This window comes from Ectobacillus sp. JY-23, from assembly GCF_023022965.1.
In the GTDB taxonomy this organism is placed as follows: Bacteria; Bacillota; Bacilli; order Bacillales; family Bacillaceae_G; genus Ectobacillus.
In genome coordinates, this window is record NZ_CP095462.1 from 2,751,692 (window position 1) to 2,771,336 (window position 19,645).

General features: G+C 41.6%; 19 protein-coding genes and 1 other annotated feature. Of the genes, 12 read left to right on the top strand and 7 right to left on the bottom strand.

Annotated features, from left to right (window positions below; all coding sequences use genetic code 11):
- Positions 1-258 precede the first annotated feature (258 nt).
- The 3 genes from brnQ to MUG87_RS14170 form a co-directional block, all read right to left on the bottom strand.
- Positions 259-1,569, bottom strand: a complete 1,311-nt coding sequence (gene brnQ, locus MUG87_RS14160) for a branched-chain amino acid transport system II carrier protein (RefSeq protein WP_368042541.1) — start codon at positions 1,567-1,569, stop codon at positions 259-261.
- A gap of 39 nt (positions 1,570-1,608) precedes the next feature.
- Positions 1,609-1,850, bottom strand: a binding site (T-box leader).
- A gap of 56 nt (positions 1,851-1,906) precedes the next feature.
- Positions 1,907-2,089 carry an FbpB family small basic protein gene (locus tag MUG87_RS14165; RefSeq protein ID WP_247082978.1) on the bottom strand — a complete coding sequence of 61 codons (183 nt, stop codon included), beginning with the start codon at positions 2,087-2,089 and terminating at the stop codon, positions 1,907-1,909.
- Positions 2,090-2,226: 137 nt separating this feature from the next.
- On the bottom strand, positions 2,227-2,757 hold the full coding sequence (locus MUG87_RS14170; protein ID WP_247082979.1) for a GNAT family N-acetyltransferase: 531 nt from the start codon (positions 2,755-2,757) through the stop codon (positions 2,227-2,229).
- Positions 2,758-2,902: 145 nt separating this feature from the next.
- Between MUG87_RS14170 and purU the strand changes: the two genes are divergently transcribed.
- The 4 genes from purU to MUG87_RS14190 all read left to right on the top strand — a co-directional run bounded on the left by purU (position 2,903) and on the right by MUG87_RS14190 (position 5,965).
- Complete coding sequence (gene purU, locus MUG87_RS14175; protein ID WP_247082980.1) at positions 2,903-3,793, top strand: formyltetrahydrofolate deformylase; 891 nt, start codon at positions 2,903-2,905, stop codon at positions 3,791-3,793.
- Between the two features lie 101 nt (positions 3,794-3,894).
- Positions 3,895-4,611 (top strand): SDR family NAD(P)-dependent oxidoreductase, encoded by a 717-nt coding sequence (locus tag MUG87_RS14180; RefSeq protein WP_247082981.1) that lies wholly within the window; start codon positions 3,895-3,897, stop codon positions 4,609-4,611.
- The gene (locus MUG87_RS14185; protein ID WP_247082982.1) at positions 4,611-5,627 is read left to right on the top strand and encodes an S-adenosylmethionine:tRNA ribosyltransferase-isomerase; all 1,017 of its coding nucleotides are present in this window, start codon (positions 4,611-4,613) and stop codon (positions 5,625-5,627) included. Before MUG87_RS14180 ends, MUG87_RS14185 begins: the two co-directional genes overlap by 1 nt.
- Positions 5,624-5,965, top strand: coding sequence for a VOC family protein (locus MUG87_RS14190; protein WP_247082983.1), 342 nt, complete (start codon positions 5,624-5,626; stop codon positions 5,963-5,965). Before MUG87_RS14185 ends, MUG87_RS14190 begins: the two co-directional genes overlap by 4 nt.
- Before the next feature lie 78 nt (positions 5,966-6,043).
- Here the strand turns inward: MUG87_RS14190 and MUG87_RS14195 are convergent, their stop codons facing one another.
- Together MUG87_RS14195 and MUG87_RS14200 are read right to left on the bottom strand one after the other, a co-directional pair.
- The gene (locus MUG87_RS14195) at positions 6,044-7,210 is read right to left on the bottom strand and encodes an ABC transporter permease (protein WP_247082984.1); all 1,167 of its coding nucleotides are present in this window, start codon (positions 7,208-7,210) and stop codon (positions 6,044-6,046) included.
- Positions 7,207-7,950, bottom strand: a complete 744-nt coding sequence (locus MUG87_RS14200; RefSeq protein ID WP_247082985.1) for an ATP-binding cassette domain-containing protein — start codon at positions 7,948-7,950, stop codon at positions 7,207-7,209. The genes MUG87_RS14195 and MUG87_RS14200 overlap by 4 nt, the downstream gene beginning before the upstream one ends.
- Before the next feature lie 683 nt (positions 7,951-8,633).
- Here MUG87_RS14200 and MUG87_RS14205 point away from each other — a divergent pair.
- The 4 genes from MUG87_RS14205 to MUG87_RS14220 all read left to right on the top strand — a co-directional run bounded on the left by MUG87_RS14205 (position 8,634) and on the right by MUG87_RS14220 (position 13,244).
- On the top strand, positions 8,634-9,032 hold the full coding sequence (locus MUG87_RS14205; protein WP_247082986.1) for a GHKL domain-containing protein: 399 nt from the start codon (positions 8,634-8,636) through the stop codon (positions 9,030-9,032).
- Positions 9,033-9,046: 14 nt separating this feature from the next.
- Positions 9,047-11,314, top strand: coding sequence for an ATP-dependent DNA helicase (locus MUG87_RS14210; RefSeq protein ID WP_247082987.1), 2,268 nt, complete (start codon positions 9,047-9,049; stop codon positions 11,312-11,314).
- 73 nt (positions 11,315-11,387) lie between these two features.
- Positions 11,388-12,347: a peptide-methionine (S)-S-oxide reductase MsrA gene (msrA, locus tag MUG87_RS14215; protein ID WP_247082988.1), complete on the top strand. Its 960-nt coding sequence runs from the start codon at positions 11,388-11,390 to the stop codon at positions 12,345-12,347.
- Between the two features lie 192 nt (positions 12,348-12,539).
- Positions 12,540-13,244 carry a pseudouridine synthase gene (locus MUG87_RS14220; RefSeq protein ID WP_247082990.1) on the top strand — a complete coding sequence of 235 codons (705 nt, stop codon included), beginning with the start codon at positions 12,540-12,542 and terminating at the stop codon, positions 13,242-13,244.
- On the opposite strand, the gene MUG87_RS14225 is transcribed toward MUG87_RS14220, so the two are convergent.
- Positions 13,237-13,878 (bottom strand): response regulator, encoded by a 642-nt coding sequence (locus MUG87_RS14225; protein WP_247082992.1) that lies wholly within the window; start codon positions 13,876-13,878, stop codon positions 13,237-13,239. The genes MUG87_RS14220 and MUG87_RS14225 overlap by 8 nt on opposite strands.
- Positions 13,871-15,070 (bottom strand): sensor histidine kinase, encoded by a 1,200-nt coding sequence (locus tag MUG87_RS14230; protein ID WP_247082994.1) that lies wholly within the window; start codon positions 15,068-15,070, stop codon positions 13,871-13,873. The genes MUG87_RS14225 and MUG87_RS14230 overlap by 8 nt, the downstream gene beginning before the upstream one ends.
- A 170-nt stretch (positions 15,071-15,240) precedes the next feature.
- Here MUG87_RS14230 and MUG87_RS14235 point away from each other — a divergent pair, with 170 nt between their 5' ends.
- The 4 genes from MUG87_RS14235 (at position 15,241) to MUG87_RS14250 (ending at position 19,524) form a co-directional block, all read left to right on the top strand.
- Positions 15,241-15,744 (top strand): DUF1700 domain-containing protein, encoded by a 504-nt coding sequence (locus MUG87_RS14235; protein WP_247082996.1) that lies wholly within the window; start codon positions 15,241-15,243, stop codon positions 15,742-15,744.
- Positions 15,745-15,747: 3 nt separating this feature from the next.
- Positions 15,748-16,593, top strand: a complete 846-nt coding sequence (locus MUG87_RS14240; RefSeq protein WP_247082998.1) for a DUF4097 family beta strand repeat-containing protein — start codon at positions 15,748-15,750, stop codon at positions 16,591-16,593.
- A 344-nt stretch (positions 16,594-16,937) separates the two neighbouring features.
- Positions 16,938-18,035, top strand: coding sequence for a site-2 protease family protein (locus tag MUG87_RS14245; protein ID WP_247083000.1), 1,098 nt, complete (start codon positions 16,938-16,940; stop codon positions 18,033-18,035).
- Positions 18,036-18,163: 128 nt separating this feature from the next.
- Positions 18,164-19,524, top strand: a protein-coding gene (locus MUG87_RS14250) for an IS1182 family transposase (RefSeq protein ID WP_247081727.1) whose coding sequence is annotated in 2 segments (ribosomal slippage) — positions 18,164-18,725 and positions 18,725-19,524 — 1,362 coding nt in all. Because the reading frame shifts where the segments join, the coding sequence is not laid out codon by codon here.
- Positions 19,525-19,645 lie beyond the last annotated feature (121 nt).

The following is a 19,645-nucleotide window of genomic DNA, read 5'->3' on the forward strand; positions in this document are numbered from 1 at the left end:
GAACATACACATGTAGCGAGGGGTTCTGTAGCCGTGATTTTCTTGCTGTTTATATTTCGAAAAAACCATGTAGACTTATATAGTAGTGTGAGGCTGGGATATAACTAGCTTCTACAAATAAAAAAGTGAAATCGCTCCGCCGATTTCACTTTTTTCACTTTATTGTTCAATTCTGTCCTAGCCACATTTTGATAATAGGCACTTGCCAACCGTATTCCTGTAACGGAAATAAACAACGAATTTGAACAGGACCTGTTATTAAGCAGCCTTGGAGACTGGTGGTGTATGTGTTGGTTTCGTTTGATCCCAAATCAAGCCAATACAAGCGCCAAATATGGCTGGAACAACCCAGCTAAGTCCTAGAGAGGAGAATGGTAGTGCATCAAATAATGGTTGTAATCCTGATAAGGAAACACCGAATGCCTTTAAGCCGTCACATAACGCAACGATTCCTGTCAATAGCATTGAACTTGCATACACTTTACGTTTCTTAGTCATAAAAGACAAAATAACTAGCACAATGGTAAGTGGATACGCTGTTACTAAAAAGGGAATAGATACAGAAATGATTTGGTTCAATCCCATATTCGCAACGAGCAAGCTCACAAGCGTTACTACTGTAACTACAGTGCGATAGGTCAATTTCGGTGAAATGCTTTCAAAATAGTGACCACATGCGGTTGTTAAACCTACACAGGTTGTAAAGCAAGCCAACGTAAAGATAATCCCAAGTAAAACTGTTCCGCCGAAGCCGAGAAACGTACTTGCTGTTTTAGCAAGAATAGCTGTTCCATTTTCGAACGTACCTACAGTACCCATTTTTGCCCCAGTAAATCCAATTGCAACGTATACAAAAGCAAGTGCTGCACCTGCTACGAGTCCGGATGCTAACGTATATTTCATCACAGCCCTTTTTTCCGTTACACCTTGACTGTGAATGGCAGATAAGATGACAATGCCAAATGCCAATGCAGCCAGGGCATCCATTGTGGCATAGCCTTCGATAAACCCTCTGAAAAAAGCCCCTGTTTCATACTTCTCAGTTGGTGCGGAAAGCGAACCATCTAAATGGCTTAATGCAACAACACATAGAACGCCAATTGCTACAAGCAAAGTCGGTGTGATAAAGCGCCCCATGTAATTCACCATTTTTGATGGATTTAAGCTGACTGCATATACAAGTGAAAAAAACACAATACTAAATACAAACAATGTTGCGGTAGAAGAAGCCCCTGTAAAAGACTTTACACTCATCTCAAATGCTACATTCGCATTTCGAGGAATGGCCAGAAACGGACCGATAGATAAGTAGACAACGGCAATAAAAAATGTACCGAATAATGGATGGACACGTCCTGCTAACTCTTGCGCGCCGCCCTTTACTAACGAAACAGCGGCTAATACGAGAAAAGGTAAACCAACGCCAGTTACAATAAAGCCGATAATAGCGGGAACAAAGGAAGTTCCCGCTTCCATTCCTAAAAAGGGCGGGAAAATTAAATTGCCGGCGCCAAAGAACATCGAAAATAGCATAAGACCGATAAAGAAAATTTCTTTTGTTTTCATCATGATCACTCCTTAAGATAAAATAAAAAAGCTCGCCCCTATAATAGGGACGAGCTTGACTCGCGATACCACCCTAGTTCCGTAAAATGAATACGGCCCTCAACAACGTACAAACATACGTGATCCTAGTAACGGAGGACATCCGGCAAAGCCTAGCCTACTTATCCCTTCAGCTTTGCACCTCAAAGATGATTTTCACACAAGCTTTGTACATCAGCTTTCACCAGTCGCTGACTCTCTGGGGAACAAAATTCTTGGCTACTCGTTCTTATCATTGGCTGTTGAACTTGAATATGTTGATAAGGTTAACACGCTAATTTCTGATAGTCAATATATTTTTTTAATTCTGAAAATTTACTTGTGAATGTAATTGCTTTACGACAGCTGTTGCATTTCGCTCGTAACGCTTTTCGATTTTAAGCTCAATCTTTTCTAAAGCTTCTCGATCTCGCAATAGGTTTGCTTTGTTTTCTTGGACAAGCTGTTGAAATGATTTGCGCTGTGCTTTTATTCGTTTTAACATGATGCATTACTCCTTTTAGTCAGTCTGGTTGTATAATTCAGAAAATATTTTATATTGGAATAATAAATCATTTTGTTATATTTGAATAGTATTTTTATAGCGTTTTCATAAAACGTTCACATGTTAAAATAACAGAATCAGCATGGTAATTTGGAAAGCATCCATACATCATGAGATGTTCTGTTTTGCATGAGGTAGTTTCGTAAAATACCCTCTTTTTCAAATCCGTTTTTTTCTAATACACGTACAGAAGCCGGATTTTCTGGAAATACAGTGGCGCCGAGTCGAACAAGCTGCAGCTCAGAAAAACTATATGTAGTTACGGCTTGAATAGCTTCTGTTACATACCCCTTACTCCAATAGTCGGGATGAAGCTCGTATCCTACTTCAGCACGTCGATGTGTTGTATTCCAGTTATTTAACCCAATTGTCCCCACCAGTGTAGAGTCGCCTTTTAAAGAAATACCCCAGCGCATACTCCGCTTTGCTTCAAAGCCTTCGGCAAAGCTTTTTACCATGTGTTCTGCCTGTTCCAATGACGTGAAGGGCGCCATCCCATAATAGCGTGTTACATCGCTACGAGAAAAAGTAGAAAATAAAGCGGGTGCATCTGCAACTGTAACTTGTCGTAAATATAAGCGTTCGGTTTCTAATATAGGAAAGTCCATATATTTCCTCCTTTTCTGTGATACTATCAATATAGAATGAAAATTTTGTAAAAACAAGTTATATATTCTATATAAAGACTGCGTTACAACCTGATGTTGCTATATATGGAAGAAAAAATGTTATCACAAGTAGAGGGGTGTAAAGATGATGAAGAACTGGGATTGGTTTCGTAAACAAAATGAAAATAGAGGGATTTTGCTGGTGCGCTGCGCAGATCGTGCGGGAATTGTCGCAGCTGTTTCACAGTTTTTATTTAGCTACGGTGCAAACATTATTGAGTCTCACCAATACTCTACAAACCCACAAGGCGGTACATTTTTTATACGAATTGAATTTGAATGTCCTGGACTGCGAGAAAAGGAAGCGGGTATGAAGCTCGGTTTTCAAGAAGTAGCGAAGGTATTTCTGATGGAGTGGAAATTAATTGCGGTGCGTGAAGTAAAGCGTATGGCAATCTTTGTATCCAAGGAATCACATTGTTTACTGGAGCTTCTTTGGGAATGGAAAAGTGGTGATTTGATTACGGAGCTTGTGCTTGTTATTAGTAATCATGAGGATATAAAAGGTGTAGTAGAAGCGCTGGGGGTCCCATTTTATTATATACCTGCGACCAAGGAAAATAGGCAAGAGGCAGAGAGGCAGCATCTGGCACTTTTGCAAGAACATCAGGTTGACTTCATTGTATTGGCACGCTATATGCAAATTTTAACATCGTCTTTTGTAGCGAATTATCAAAATCAAATTATTAACATTCATCACTCATTTTTACCAGCCTTTGTCGGTGCAAAGCCGTACGAACGTGCATATGAACGTGGTGTGAAGCTGATTGGTGCAACCTCACATTATGTGACAAACGATTTGGATGAAGGTCCCATCATTGAGCAAGACATTCAGCGGGTAAATCACCGAGATGACGCTGAGGCGCTTAAGCGGATTGGAAGGTCTGTTGAAAGAAGTGTCCTGACTCGTGCTGTGAAATGGCATTTAGAGGACCGGATTATTGTGGATGGCAACAAAACGATTGTTTTTCAATAACTCATACGAAAGTATGAGATAGAAGTCACTCTACTTGGCGATGCTTCATTGTTCCTCTTTTTCTACAATATAAGTAGAAGAAATCGAAGGGGGATAACAAAATGAATCAACAAGTTGTGATGATAACGGGAGCATCAAAAGGGTTAGGGAAGGCTTTAGCCTTAGCTTTTGCAAAAGAAGGGGCACGTTTGGCAATCAGTGCTCGCGGGGAAGCTGCACTTTTGGGAGTTGCGCAAGAATTACAAGAGCTGGGAGCAGAGGTTCTCGCAATTGCAGGAGATATGGCTGATGCAAATGATGTAGATCGCTTTGTTTCCATAACAGAAGCAACTTTTGGAAGAGTGGATGTATTAATTAATAATGCCTCAGTATTTGGACCTGGTCCTTCTCTCTTGTTGGATTATACAGATAAAGCTTTTGCTGATGTCTTGCGGATTAATGTAATGAATCCATTTTTGGTAACAAAGCGTGTATTACCCGGTATGCTTACGCAAGGTAGTGGGAGTATTATCAATGTAACGTCAGAAGCTGGTAAAACAGGATGTGGTGAATGGGGGGCCTATGGCATTTCTAAATTTGCGGTAGAAGGTTTGACGCAAACATGGGCTGACGAATTAGCGGGGACGGGTGTGCGCATGAATATGGTAGACCCGGGTGAGATGGATACGGAAATGCATGCGATTGCTGTTCCGGATTGTGATTATGAGCTAGGAAATCCAGAAGAAAGTACAGCGGTATTTTTATATTTAGCTTCTGAAAAAGCCACAGCTGTAAACGGCCAACGATTTCAAGCCCGTCAGTTTGGGGGTGTCGAATAATGCAGGTAGCACGTACATTTCATATACCTTCATATCTAAATGCGAGCATTCCGGCAGAGTATAGAGGCATAAAACGAGATGAAGTACGTATGATGAGTCTTGATACAAAAGGGCGTATCTCGCACTTACGCTTTCATCATTTGGTTGATTGCTTATGCCCTGGTGATCTTCTTGTTTTGAACAACAGCCGTACGATTCCGGCGGTGTTATATGGAAAGAAAGGCAAGCAAACCGTAGAAATTCGTCTATCTCAGCGATTATCCGCGCAGGAGTGGGAGGCTGTTGTCATCGGGATGGTGGCGGTGGGAGATCAGATCATGTTACCAGGTGATGTGCAGGCAACAATTGTGGCGGCAGGTTCAGAAAAACCAATGGTCATTCTACGTTTTTCAGAAAGCAGCTTGGAGTTCATTTATAGATACGGTAGACCTATTCGTTATGAGTATATTGACACACCGTGGCCGCTTGATGCGTATCAAACGGTATACGCATCTGTGCCTGGATCTGTGGAAATGCCCTCGGCTGGCCGCGCGTTTACATGGGGCTTGCTCAATCAGCTACAAGACAAAGGAATAGGTATTGCTTTTCTACAGCTGCACACAGGTCTTGGCTATTACGGAAATGATCAGTGGGCTAATCCGAAGTTTCACCATGAAGCGTATGCCATCCCGCAGAAAACAGCAGCGTTAATCAATGAGACAAAAAAACGAGGCGGACGCATTATCGCAGTTGGTACAACTGTTGTGCGTGCCCTCGAAACGGTAGCAAATGATAATGGAGAAGTAACCGCTGCAGAAGGTACTACGAACGTATATATCAGAAAAGATTATAAGCTTCGTGTTGCAGATGGATTAATTACAGGATTTCACGAGCCGGAAGCAAGTCATTTGGATTTATTGACAGCTTTTATTCAAGAGGACATCCTATTAAAAGCCTATCAAGAGGCATTGCAACAGGGGTATTTATGGCATGAGTTTGGCGACATGAACTTAATTTTACCGGCAGACTTACAATGAAATCGCATCATGTGGGGATGTATGTACAAAGTATAGAGACGTCTCGCGCGTTTTATGAAGAGATGTTTGATTTTAAAGCAGCGAACTCATTTCAGTTTTTAGGAGAGCAAATTGTCTTTTTAAAGAGAGGCCAAGCATTGCTCGAGCTGATAGAAGGAAAACAAAATCTGAGCGGCATGCATATGTGCTTCGAAGTAGAGGATGTAGAAGTATGGATAGAGCGACTTCGCCAGCGGGGCTTATCACCTGTTGAAGGTCCGTTTCGACTGGACTGCGGCTGGAAGGTTGTCTTTTATGAAGGGCCGGATAGGGAAGTCATTGAGCTTTTGGCAAAGTGACCGGAATATCTTCAAAGTGACCGGAATATCTCACAAAGTAGCCGAAAAAAGGTGTCCCGCTTCCGCAGGACACCTTTCTTATGACTTACCGAGCACCCATTTGCTCTTTTTAAACATCATGTAAGCAATGGAGAAGCAAATTGCCATTAATGTGAGCGAGCTCAGCGCTACATAGAGAATGTTGATGGGAACATAGATGCCGTAAATGAGCTGCTTAATGAGCGCAAAGATATTCATGAACGGAATGAGAAAATGCTTTGCGCCAAGTTCATTCGGTGAAAGACCAATAAGCATGAAATACGGAATCATCACAACTGTCATTAGCGGAGCGGTATAGTTTTGTGCTTCCTTCATCGTGTTTGCCAATAGGCTTAGAATCATCAGTACCGTTGCAGTCAGCAGAGCAAATGTAATGATGCCGATGCCGAGACTGGAGATGAAGAAAAAGAGATTCTCGCCAATGTTTAATGCCTTTGCCAGCTTATCTGTAAAGAAAGTTACCACAGTTACGAATGTAATGAGAGAGAAGATACCGCCAATCATACCGAGTGAAGAGATAGCTAACCATTTTCCTAGAATGATATGAAGTCTGTTCACAGGTGTCATAATAAGTGCTTCCATCGTTTTACGTTCTTTTTCACCAGCAAATAAATCATTTGCTACAGATAACTGCCCAGTTAAAATGCCAAGAATGAGAATGAGCTGCGAAAAGATTGTAATCATGTATAATGACATGTCATCTTGCTCACTGATGCTTTCTAATGAAAGCTGAAATGGCTTAATCACATTAGGGTCTGTACCGCTTGCAGCGAGGCGTTCCTGAATGGCAATTTGTTGCTTAACGGTTAGCTGCGTCATAATCTTATCAGCGGCTGCACTTCCTTTTTGACTAGAGGAATCTGCATAGACGGTCACACCCGGGGATTGTCCAGATTTAAATTTCTCTTCAAAAGACGAGTCTACCTCTAATGCAGCTTGCGCGTCACCGGCTTTTACAACTTCTGTCGGGTCTTTGGCAATTTCAATCTCAACATCTTCGAGCTCTTTAATCCAATCTAATACTTGCAGACTAGTATTCTCTTTTACAGCGAGTGTATACGTTTCTTTTTTCTCCGCTAAAAAGACACGGTCCATGAACAGCACAAGGCCAATGTTAAATAATACAGGGATTAATACGCTCAGTATTAATGTCTTGCGGTCGCGAAGCGCATCTATCATTTCTTTTACATAAACATGCCATGTCATTGTGTGTTCCCCCTTACGAGACGAGACATAAAGATATAATTTAAGTCTTCACTTTCCTCTTCCGCATATAGTTTTTCAATAGGCCCCTCATATACCAACTGTCCTTTATGAATCATAATAATAGATTCGCATAGCTGCTTTACCTCTTCCATGATGTGACTGGAAAAAATAATTGTTTTTCCCTCTCGCTTTAACTGATGAATGAGCTCACGGAACATATTTGCCGATGTAATATCCAAACCGGTTGTGGGTTCATCTAAGAGAATTACGTCAGGGTCATGAATCAATGTCCGCGCAATCGTTACTTTTTGGCGCATTCCCTTTGAAAAGCCGCCCACCTTACGATCGAGATAATCCTTCATTCCAAAGCGCGAAGCTAAATATTCAATCCGATTTTTTGTTTCATGCTTGCCAAGACCGTATAGCTTGGCAAAATAGGCAAGATTTTCACGAGCTGTTAAGCGATCATATAAGCCCGTTTCGCTCCCAAATAGTACGCCAATTGTGCGCTTTACCTTCATCGGTTCTTTGCCAATATCAATACCATTTATAAAAATATGTCCGGTCGTTGGCTCCAATAAGGTGGAAATAATCCGTAGCAGCGTTGTTTTGCCAGCACCATTTTCACCAAGGAGCCCAATAACAGCCCCTTTTTGTATCGTAAAAGAAAGTTCATGTATCGCTTGAATTGTTACTTTTTTATCTTGAAAGCTACGAGAGACTCTTTGAACCTCAATCATAGTCATCGCTCCTTTGATATCGTGATATTTGTATTGTAGCGAAATTAAGATATGATGACTGCGATGATGTCGTGAAATGGTCTTATTCTGTCGCGAAATGGTCTTATTCTGTCGTGAATATATCCAATTCATGGATGTAGATAGTAAAATTGGATAGGGGGGCGAACGGCATTTATGATAAAAGTAGGCGTAGTAGATGATTCCAAGTATGATTTAGAAAAGCTGTTGCAGTAGCCTTAGATTATATGGATGTTGGTAGTATGATTGCAAAACAACTTGATAAAAGAGACATTAGACCAAATAATGGTTGGATAGATATATATTAATATAAGGAGTTGTCTATATATTGAATGGCAAACTAAAGTATTTAACATTATTTTTATGGGGGATTCTTTTCTTATATTTTTATAATATATCGATGCATAAACATAATATATTTTATCTTATAATAGGTATTCCGGTATTAATTATTAGTTCACTTTTAATATTAAGATTCTTTGAATGTAAGAAAAGAACAGATAAATAAAATATGTAACTTTTTATGAGAAAACTTATATATAAGGCCTGGTCACAGGGCTGCTGCTGTAGTCCGTCAGATCATTTACATAAAATGTCTATCCTGCTCTGGATCTACCTTGTCTGTTCCTTATATTTAGTGCCAAAAACGGTATTTGGTAGTAAAAATGTTACTTTGTTTTGTGGGGTATGATTGCAATGTACCTCTGTCAGCACTTCCTCTAAAGCCAATTGATCAAATCCAGCTACTAGGTAACTTAGTAGGCAACGCGTTAGAAGCAGCCGCTTTGTATCAAGAAAAAAGTGGTAGTGCTATACTTGAAGTACGGATGAGTCATCATGGGGGCATCTTTATCGTAGAGGTTGTAAACAGTACGTTGCCTTTACCAAAAGAAAAGGCAGATGGGTTGTTTCAGCATGTTGGTGTAAGCTCTAAGGAAGGACATGATGGGTTAGGTACATATATCATTGCAGATACGGTATCTCGATACGGAGGCAATCTGTCTTATAAATATGAGAAAGAAAAGCTCGCGGTGAAAGTAAAACTACCAATTATCAAATCATGAAGTCAGGTGATAAAATGGAAACGTTTGGGATTTCAGTGCGTACTCTGGTGGAGTATGTGTTTAGTAGCGGTAGTATTGATGCAAGATTTCAGACGTCTCAAACACTATTGGAAGGAACCAGAATTCACCAAAGCATTCAAAAGACCTACAATGAACTCGACCGAAAAGAGGTTCCGGTGCGCATGGAGCTTGTGTATCAAGATGTGCATTTTACGCTAGATGGTCGATGCGACGGGCTGTTATGGGAGGACGGTTCGGTGGTTGTAGATGAAATTAAGTCAACGATGCGTGACTTAGCTGAAATTACCGAGAACTCTTATCCGGTACACTGGGCACAGGTCAAATTTTATGCTTATATGTACGCAAAAGAGCAGGATTTAAACGAAATGACGGTGCAACTTACGTATGTCCAGGTAGAAAGTGGTGAGCAAAAGAGATTTCGAGAAACAATGAATTTTGCCGCATTAGAGACATTTGTATATGGTGTATTGGATGAGTATGTACCATATGCTGCGCTGCGCTTGAAACAGCGACAGGAGCGAAACGATAGTATGAAAAGTCTCGCTTTCCCTTTCCAGGCATATCGACAAGGACAACGGCAGTTGGCTGGTGCCGTATATAAAACGATTGCAGAAAAAAGAAATCTGTTTGCCAAGGCGCCTACAGGTATTGGAAAAACCATTTCAACAACCTTTCCGGCCGTAAAAGCGATTGGAGAGGGACTGGCTGAGAGATTGTTTTACTTAACAGCGAAAACCATTACGCGCACAACGGCAGAAGAGGCGTTTGCGCGGATGGAGAAACAGGGTCTCTGCATGCGTAGTGTGACTATTACGGCGAAGGACAAGGTTTGCTTTAAAGAAGAAACTCGCTGTCAAAAGGAGTACTGTGAATTTGCGGATGGTTACTATGATCGAGTTAACGGAGCGGTGCTTGATATATTAGAACACGAAACGCTGCTTACTCGCGGTACTATTGAAACCTACGCGCGTAAGCATAAAGTATGTCCATTTGAGTTTTCTATTGAGTTGGCGTACGCTGCTGACGCGGTGATATGTGATTACAACTATATTTTTGACCCGCGTATTTCATTCAAACGTTTGTTTGAAGAGCAGAAGAAGCAAACAGTACTGCTAATTGATGAAGCGCATAACTTAGTAGATCGTGCCCGAGAGATGTATTCTGCGGAGATACAAAAATCACAATACTTGCAGCTACAAAGGAGCTTTAAAGGAGTAAACGTGTCCATTTTTGAAAGTGCGCGCGCCATTAACCAGCACTTGCTGGCAGTTAGAAAAAGGGCAGAGGGAGAATTGGTGGAAAAGCAGTTAGATGAAGAACTAGTGGGCTTGTTAGAAGATTTTGTACAGCATGCTGAGAAAGAGATAACTGCGCAGGAGAATGAAGAGTTATTAGATGCATATTTTAAGGCGCAGGCATTTTTGCGTATTGCCGCGCTTTATGATGAGCGTTTTGTGATGTATGCGGAGACTACAGGGAGCGAAGTTCGCTTAAAGCTATTTTGCTTAGACCCGTCACATTTATTGAGACAGATGGGGAAAAACTATCGTTCTAAAGTCTATTTCTCTGCTACACTGACACCACCTTCGTATTATCGTGATATGCTCGGAGCGCAGGAGGAAGACTTCTCAATCGGCATTCCGTCACCGTTTCGGCGTGAACAGCTACAGGTGTTAGTACAGCCTGTTTCTACTAAATATCATGAACGGGAAAAAACAAAGCCTCATATTGTCGCCGCGCTTGGGCGTATGACGGAAGTGCGAGGAAATTATTTAGTGTTTTTTCCATCCTATCAGTATATGAAAGATGTGTATGAACTTTATAAAAGTGAATCGCCACATATCCAAACCATCATGCAGGATACAGGAATGCGTGAAGATGAGCGTGAGTATTTTTTACAACTGTTTCAAGCTGACAATCCTGAAACGCTAGTTGGTTTTGCTGTGCTAGGAGGGATTTTTTCAGAGGGAATAGACTTAAAGGGAGATCGCTTAAATGGTGTTGCGATTATTGGTGTTGGTCTTCCGCAGCTGGGACTTGAGCGTAACATTATTAAAGATTATTTCAATGAAAACGGCAAAAATGGATATGACTATGCGTACGTGTTTCCGGGCATGAATAAAGTGTTGCAGGCAGGTGGGAGATTAATTCGCTCGGAAGAAGATACAGGGACAATTTTGCTGATGGATGATCGCTTTTTACAAATGAAATATCGCCAGCTGTTGCCAGAGGAGTGGCAGCATTTTCAGATTCTGCAGTAGCTTGAGCAAAATATTTGGCGCATGTGCGGAAGGTGTTATAATACAAGATAATTCAAGCAAAGAGGTGAAAAGGATGAGCGAACAAAAAGAACTTGCGACGTTTGCGGGCGGTTGTTTTTGGTGCATGGTAAAACCATTTGATGAAATAGACGGTGTATATGGAATTGTGTCAGGTTATACAGGAGGTCATACAGAAAATCCGACTTATAAAGAGGTTTGTTCGGAGACAACAGGACATTACGAAGCGGTGCAAATCACATTCGATCCGTCTCGCTTATCGTACGAGGAACTTTTAGAAATGTACTGGCGTCAAATTGATCCGACAGATGCAGGCGGTCAGTTTCATGACCGCGGGCAGTCATATCAAACAGCTATCTTTTATCATACAGAAGAACAACGTCAAAAGGCGGAAGCCTCAAAGCGCGCACTTGAAGAAAGCGGCATTTTTAAGAAGCCGATTGTGACAGAAATTCTGCCTGCTAAGCCGTTTTACCCGGCAGAGGAGTACCATCAGGATTATTATAAGAAGAACAGCTTCCGTTATGAAATGTATCGCAAGGGATCGGGCCGCGATGCGTTTTTAAAGAAGCATTGGCCGAAGAATAACGCGCATCTTAAGGAAAAGCTAACAGATATGCAGTTTTATGTGACGCAAGAAAACGGGACAGAGCCGCCGTTTCAGAATGAATTCTGGAACCATCAGGAAGAAGGTCTTTATGTAGACATCGTTTCCGGTGAACCGTTATTCAGCTCCTACGATAAATTTGATAGCGGCTGCGGCTGGCCGAGCTTTACAAAGCCGGTTATGTCGGCAAGTGTAAAAGAACATGTTGATCTCAGTCATCGCATGGTGCGAACAGAAGTGCGAAGTCGTGAAGCCGATTCTCACCTTGGACACGTATTCGACGATGGACCGCGTGACAAAGGTGGATTGCGCTACTGCATTAACTCAGCAGCACTTCGCTTCATTCCCAAGGAAGATCTAGAGCGCGAAGGCTACGGTGATTTTAAAATTTTATTTGATAAGAAATAAGACTGCTACAATTGATACGAAATTCAGCAATGAAAGGGAGGAGCAGATATGGCTCTTCCTTTTTAAATGAAAGCTAATGTTGCTCATTTGCATTTGTTAATTAAAGCGCCTAATCGCCCGCGGAAAGCGAACCCCGTAATGGAAATCAATAATGCGCTTTAATAGAGCCAAATGAAAAAGAAGGTGTTCGTATTGAGGATACAAAAATATGTCAGCGAAGCAGGGATATATCCGAGACGAGAAATTGAGCGGATGATCCGAGATGGCCGGATAACGATTAACGGCACGCCTGCTCATAAAAATAGCATGTTAGCAGAGGAAGATATGGTGCTTGTTGATGGTAAGCCGCTCGTAAAAGTAGAGATTCAGCCAGTGTACATAGCCCTGTATAAGCCGGTGGGCATTACGTGTACAGCACAAAGCAGTGTGAAGGAAAACATCATTGACTTTATGAATTATCCGGAGCGTATTTTTCCGGTGGGGCGTTTAGATAAGGATTCAGAGGGGCTTATTATCATGACAAATGATGGCAGCATTGTAAATCGGATGATGCATAGCTCACATGAGCATGAGAAAGAATATATCGTCACCGTAGATAAGCCGTTTGATGAGGCTTTTCTACAAGGAATGGCGGCGGGCGTACCGATTTTAAACACGGTCACGAAGCCTTGCATAGTATCGCGGGTCGATGAAAACGTGTTTCGCATTATCCTCACACAGGGCTTAAACAGGCAAATCCGTCGTATGTGCAAAGTGTTTGGCTATAGAGTAACGAGGTTAAAGCGAATTCGGATTATAAATATTCATCTCGGTGAACTGCAGAGCGGAAAGTGGCGCTACGTGACAGAAAGCGAGCTTTCTGAGTTGATGTACCAACTAGAAGAGGACCTCAAATGAGATCCTCTTCTTTTGCTTTATTTACAGCCTGTAGGCGGTTTTTCACATCGAGTTTATGATATAAACTTGAGATATAGTTTTTCACAGTACCTTCTGATAAAAAGAGGCGCTCTGCAGTGTCTTTGTTGCTTAAACCGTGCGCCAGACACTCCAATACCTGTACTTCACGTTCTGTGAGATCGTACGGAGTAGGAGCTTGGACCGCCTGAGTGACAGACGGTTGAATTTGTTGTACCAGTATCTTTGCCAAATCATTCGGCAGCAGTGTGCCTCCTGTATGAACAAGTTTGATGCCGGCAATAAGGTCTTTTGGATGCATCGCCTTGAGTAGATATCCTTCCGCACCGATAGAAAGTGCATCAATTACATGCTGAATTTCCTGAAACGTTGTCAAAATCATAATGCGTATTTCAGGATAAGTAGCCTTAATGAACTTAGTAGCAGTAATACCGTCCATAATGGGCATCTGAATGTCCATTAAAATAATATCAGGCTTCTTTTCCTTACTGAGCTCAACGGCTTCTTGTCCATTTTTAGCTAGGGCCACTACTTCCAGCTCAGGGTCCGTGTTTAATACAAACGCTAAGCTCTCCCGAATCAGTTCTTGGTCATCTACTAGCATAATCTTAATCATATTGTATACCTCCTTTTAATGGGATTGTACATGTCACTACCACATGTTTTTCTATATTTTGTATGTGTAAATGTCCCTGTAGCTCTTCTAAGCGATTGCGCATACCAGTAAGTCCAAAGCCGTGCTGGATATCCTGTAATGCTTCCCCGTCATTTGTAATTTGTAACACCAGCTGTTGTGAGGTTATGGACAGTTTTACCTCTATCTTCGTCGCATGGCCATGTCGTTTCGCATTCGTTAAAGCTTCTTGCAGACACCTAACCAGTGTGAGTTTAATCTGGGGTGACAGAGCGGTTTCTTCCCCCTGCAAAGTAAAGGTGACTGTTGTTTCCGCATGCTGTTGAAAATCAGAAGCAACACGCTGCAGTTGCTTCCAAAGTAGTTCATCATTGTCTGTTGGTGCGATTTGATGGATGTTTTTGCGAATGGCATCTAAACCGGTGCGAGACACTTGTGCTAGCGACTCCGCTTTTTGCTTGGCTAACGCGGGATTACTGTCAATCATATACGATAACGCATCAAGCCCTACAATTACTGATGTAAAATGATGGCCAATAGAGTCATGAAGTTCTCTGGCTAAGCGATTTCTTTCCTCAAGAAGAGTTACACCTTCAATTTGCGCTGCGTATTGCTCGAGCACTTTGTTTTGCTGTTGAATAAGGTGGTATTGTTTCATGTTTTCTTGTAATAAACGCTTTGCTTTCATATGGGAACTAATAATAACATTTAGACTGATACCAAACCCGAAAAATATAATGATATCAACATACTGCATGAAAAATTCGAACGAAAATCCCAACGCTTTGTAGCGTGTAGCTGGCAGAAGAACAACAAACACAGGAATGGCCCAGCGCCCGGTTTGCTTGGTTGCAAGATATCCAGCGGTAAGAGCGCTCATGAGAACCATCGCAGCCCCGAGCTCAGCCTCTAGAATAAGTTGTGTGTACAGAATAAAGCTACCTACCAATAAAAAATCTACTAAAAAAAAGAGCGCTGCGTTTTTATACTTAGGATTCCAGAAGAAATGCGGTACAAAATACGCCAAGGTGATGAAAATTACAAAATACGTATAGGGAAAGCCTGAAAGTTTATGTGGCTCTAAGTAGAAGAACAGTAAACCTGAGGCAAACCAAATAAATCGAAGAGAACTGATAAACCAATCGACCCAAAGCCACTCCCGTTGTGTCTCCATGTCATATCTCCTTTATATCAGTACAGCCATAACCGCACAGTATTACTTCTTCCTAATTTTACTATATAGCTGCTGAGAAAAAAATCACAATATATTATGACTCTCTTCACTTGGTCATGTGACCATTTCTGTCTATTATAAAAGTATCACGATTAAAGGAAGCTGATGGTATGAGCAGAGAAGATCTAAGAAAAGAGATGGAAGCAAGGTTCAAAGGCTTGCCTCCTGAAGAATACGAAAAAGTGCTGTCATTATATGAAGAGCTATATGAAACTGCCCAGCGAAACGGTAAAACAGAGAATGAAATTATGTCTGCTTTAGGTTTAGAAACAAAGCAGGTAAAGCCTGAGGTATCCGGAATAAGATTTACACTCTCAGTTTTGGGATTGTTGTTTTTCAATATCGTTGTTGTGCTAGGGCCCGCTTTAACAGTATTTGCAGTTTATCTTTCTCTATGGGCTGTAAGTTTTTCGCTGATTATCAGTGCCGTGGCGGCGATTGGTGCAATCCTGTTTTTGGGGGAAAGCAACGCCCTGCAGCTCGTATTTCTGGCGATGGCGCTCGGCGGAAGCGGCACGTTGCTTGGACCCGCTTTGATACCGCTTGGAAAGCTGCTGTATAAGGTCACAATTTGGTATGCAGCTTTGAATATCAAAATTGCGAGAGGAGAATAAAGGATGCTGAAAAAAATAGCATTGGCAGCAGTGATTATTACTACAGTAGGAATCGTCGGTTTAACAACCACTGCTTTTACACAGGACGGAATTTTATGGGAGAATGTGATGGGCAAGCAGTACACATTTGATGAAAATAAATCGGCTGAAGCAGAGAAGGTTCAAAAGATACAAGTAGAGGTTGGGTCTGCAGATATTACAGTTAAACAAGGTGCGGGCGATCAAATTAAAGTCCGTTTACACGGGGAAGGAAATAAAAAAGGCATTCAAAAGATGAAGCTGGAACTGGTAGAGGACAATGATGCGTTAAAAATTCGTACAAAAAGCAATCACTTTGGCTGGTTTACGTATATCAACGCGAAGCTCGATGTAATTGTTCCTGAAAAGCTGTATGACCAAATCGTGGTGGAAAGCGGTAGCGGTAATATAACAGTTGAAAATGTAAAAAGTAAGCAAATAGAAGTTGAAGCTTCTTCAGGTGATTTGCATGTGTCTAGGCTTACGGCTGAGACAATCAATCTGCACGTGTCATCTGGGGATATCTATGGCGAGCGTTTGACAGGGGAAGTGAAAACAGAATCAAGTTCAGGTGATACGTTCTTGAAGTTAACGGAAGTTGCACATAATATAAATCTCGACTCATCGAGCGGTGATATTGAAGTAACAATAGAAAAGGAACCAACAAACATGGCGCTGGATTTTAAAAGCTCCTCAGGAGATGGGAGAGTATCCATCCCGATGAATTATGAAGAAAAAACAAGCGATGAGATTCGCGGAAAAGTTGGTGCTGGTACACATCAGATGCAAGTAAGAATCAGTTCAGGTGATTTTACCTTGCATACGAATTAATATAGGGCCTCCTCATATAGGAGGCTTTTATAAAGGCTGTTTTCGCAAACTTTGTTGCTATGTAACAAATAGTGGGGAGTGGTTGATTTCCGCTCGGGGTTGCTTGCTTTCCGCGAGGTGTGCGGTGAGCCTCCTCGGCTTACAGCCTGTGGGGTCTCACCTGACCCGCTGCTCCCGCAGGAGTCTAGCACCTTCCGCTCCAACCAACCTTAAACAAAGAAACCCATCTTAAAACAACAATCTCTTAGAAAAGAGCTTTTATAAAACACGCATCAAAAAATATGTATGTTTTACTTTTTCCTACTTCTTGTCCTTGGTATGATAAAAAGGAGAGGAGAGGAATTATGAAGGATAAAAAGGGAATATGGGCGACGCTGGGCGGTATTGGCCTGTTTGCGCTCACAAAAGCAAAGTTTTTAGCAGTGGTATTAAAGCTATTAAAATTTAAAACGCTGATTTCCATGCTAGTATCTGTATGGGCCTATGCGCTTTTATATGGATGGAAGTTTGGGATTGTTCTTGTGTACTTGTTGTTTGTACATGAAATGGGTCACGTGTATGGTGCGAAAAAGAAGGGTATACCGACATCTCCAGCATTGTTCATCCCGTTTTTAGGAGCGGTTGTTGGTATGAAGGAATTACCGAAACGCTTAAAGGACGACGTGTTCATCTCTATCATGGGACCATTTGCTGGCTTGCTTTCTATCATTCCATTTATCGTATTGTATTACGTAACGGGAGTGGATTTTTGGCTGCATATGTTTAAGGTTGGCGCACTGCTAAACTTATTTAACTTACTGCCGATGATGCCGCTAGACGGTGGACGTATCGCGCGTGCGCTGAGCACAAAATTGATTGCAATTGCCTTTACAATCATGCTTGCCTTTACGTTCGTAAATCCGGATCCAATTCTTGTCCTTATCATTGTGTTTGGCGGTTTATATTTTGTATCCGCAGCATCTGAACGCTACGGCTGGCGCGAGAAGGCTGCGTATCGAGATGAATATCAGACTGCACTGCAAAAGTGGGAAAGTTTGCGAGCGGAGTGGCACGAAATTGCACCTGAAGATCGCTTATCTTGGTTAAATGGTAAGTTATATGAAGAAGGTCGCGTATTGGCGCAATACGAGCAGGAGTTTTATGCTTGGAGCGGCAAACAAAGTAAGTGGCGCTGGACGCCAGAGACTGAAGCATTTAAGCGTGCCGAAGGAAAATTACAAGGTCAGTATCTCATTACGAAGGAAATGCAAACTTGGTATGACAATGAACCAGGTGAGTTACACAGTATTCATGAGGAGCTAAAAGCGTTGTCTGAGGAACTGGCGAAACAAGAGCTGTATGAAAAGTTAAGCAAAAAAGAGCGTGTTATCATTTTACTGCAATATGTATCTCTTGTTCTTGTATTGTCTGGTTGCATCGGTTTTGCGATGACTATGGAATGAAAAAAGGTTGCCGTTTGGCAACCTTTTTATCAGGCTGTGGAGAAAGTGTTCTCCACAGCCGTTTTTTATGTTTATGACTTCTTTCCACTGTGCAAACTGATTAAAAAGGAGAGAAGGAGAGATTTGATATGATGGGTGCACTGAAAAATCACCGAGATGAGCGTGTTACGACTTCAATCGAAGAGCTTGTTCCACAAGATCACTTTTTACGAGCTGTAGAAGCCACAATAGATTTTGCTTTTATTGAGGAAAAGCTTCGCCCGTATTACTGCGAAGATAATGGGCGTCCTTCCATTCATCCCATCACTTTATTCAAGATGATTTTTATCGGTTACTTTTATGGAATCCGTTCCGAACGTCAGTTAGAGAAAGAAATTAAAATGAATCTAGCGTATCGGTGGTTTTTAGGCTTTTCTTTATCAGATCCTGTTCCTGATCACTCTACTATTAGTTGGAACCGACGTACTCGCTTTGTTCACACAACCATTTTTGAAGACATCTTTCAAGAGATTGTCAGACAAGCTCAATCCCACCGCATGGTGGGCGGTCGCGCTCTAATGACAGATTCTACGCACGTAAAGGCGAATGCAAATAAAAATAAGTATGTACAAAAGCTAAAAAAAGAACAGCCCAAAATCTATCTAGAAGAATTAGAAAAGGCTGTAACTGAGGATCGGCAAACAAACGGAAAAAAGAACTAAAACCTCGAAAGGAAGGCGAAGCCAAACAACCTACTTATATCCGTTCTAGTACAACAGACCCTGACAGTGGATTTCTAATGAGAGACGGAAAACCAAATGGGTTTCACTACCTCGATCATCGCACTGTCGATGCAAAATACAATATCATCACAGACACATATATTACGGCCGGGAATGTATCCGATTCTGGGCCGTATTTGGCACGTCTTAAAGCGCAAATAAAAACCTTTGGATTTCAGGTAGAAGCTGTGGCACTAGATGCGGGATACTTTACAGGTCATATTTGTAAAAATTTAGCGAAACAAAACATTTTTATGGTCATGGGATATCGTAGATTCGGAAAAACAAATAAAGAGGTACCAAAACGTTCTTTTCATTATGTAAAAGAGTCAAATCGCTTTGCTTGCCCGATGGGTTGTATCTTATCTTATGTGACGACAGACCGTGATGGAAATCGACAATATAAATCGAATCCAGATGATTGTGCGGCTTGTCCTCTTCGTCCCAAGTGTTTTTCTAAACAACAAAAAACGCGTACCATTACTCGACATATTTGGGAGGATTATAAGGACTTGGCTCGCGCCAACAAAAAGACAAGTGCCGGTAAGCGTCTGTACAAGCTACGTTGTTCTACAATTGAGCGCAGTTTTGCCGATGCGAAAGAACTTCATGGCTACCGGTATGCACGTTTTCGAGGGCGGGAGTCTGTCCAAATGCAGGCTTTTCTCACCGCAGCTTGTCAAAACATGAAAAAAATTGCCCTTCATCTGACCAAACAGGTCAGATGAAGGGCAATTCCTGTTTATTTTTACTTCATTTCAGACATAGTTTCCATAAAAATTGAAACTAGGGACAGAGTATTAAGAAACCTTTTAGGTTTCTCAACACTCTGGAAAAAAGGTTGCCGTT

Coding starts and splice junctions, on each gene's coding strand:
- MUG87_RS14200 (WP_247082985.1), bottom strand. CDS start 7,950: ATGATTGAGGTTCAAAGAGTCTCTCGTAGCTTTCAAGATAAAAAAGTA.
- MUG87_RS14195 (WP_247082984.1), bottom strand. CDS start 7,210: ATGACATGGCATGTTTATGTAAAAGAAATGATAGATGCGCTTCGCGAC.
- MUG87_RS14230 (WP_247082994.1), bottom strand. CDS start 15,070: ATGGAGACACAACGGGAGTGGCTTTGGGTCGATTGGTTTATCAGTTCT.
- MUG87_RS14205 (WP_247082986.1), top strand. CDS start 8,634: ATGTTACTTTGTTTTGTGGGGTATGATTGCAATGTACCTCTGTCAGCA.
- purU (WP_247082980.1), top strand. CDS start 2,903: ATGATGAAGAACTGGGATTGGTTTCGTAAACAAAATGAAAATAGAGGG.
- MUG87_RS14170 (WP_247082979.1), bottom strand. CDS start 2,757: ATGGACTTTCCTATATTAGAAACCGAACGCTTATATTTACGACAAGTT.
- MUG87_RS14210 (WP_247082987.1), top strand. CDS start 9,047: ATGGAAACGTTTGGGATTTCAGTGCGTACTCTGGTGGAGTATGTGTTT.
- MUG87_RS14185 (WP_247082982.1), top strand. CDS start 4,611: ATGCAGGTAGCACGTACATTTCATATACCTTCATATCTAAATGCGAGC.
- MUG87_RS14190 (WP_247082983.1), top strand. CDS start 5,624: ATGAAATCGCATCATGTGGGGATGTATGTACAAAGTATAGAGACGTCT.
- brnQ (WP_368042541.1), bottom strand. CDS start 1,569: ATGATGAAAACAAAAGAAATTTTCTTTATCGGTCTTATGCTATTTTCG.
- MUG87_RS14225 (WP_247082992.1), bottom strand. CDS start 13,878: ATGATTAAGATTATGCTAGTAGATGACCAAGAACTGATTCGGGAGAGC.
- MUG87_RS14245 (WP_247083000.1), top strand. CDS start 16,938: ATGAAGGATAAAAAGGGAATATGGGCGACGCTGGGCGGTATTGGCCTG.
- MUG87_RS14235 (WP_247082996.1), top strand. CDS start 15,241: ATGAGCAGAGAAGATCTAAGAAAAGAGATGGAAGCAAGGTTCAAAGGC.
- msrA (WP_247082988.1), top strand. CDS start 11,388: ATGAGCGAACAAAAAGAACTTGCGACGTTTGCGGGCGGTTGTTTTTGG.
- MUG87_RS14240 (WP_247082998.1), top strand. CDS start 15,748: ATGCTGAAAAAAATAGCATTGGCAGCAGTGATTATTACTACAGTAGGA.
- MUG87_RS14180 (WP_247082981.1), top strand. CDS start 3,895: ATGAATCAACAAGTTGTGATGATAACGGGAGCATCAAAAGGGTTAGGG.
- MUG87_RS14165 (WP_247082978.1), bottom strand. CDS start 2,089: ATGTTAAAACGAATAAAAGCACAGCGCAAATCATTTCAACAGCTTGTC.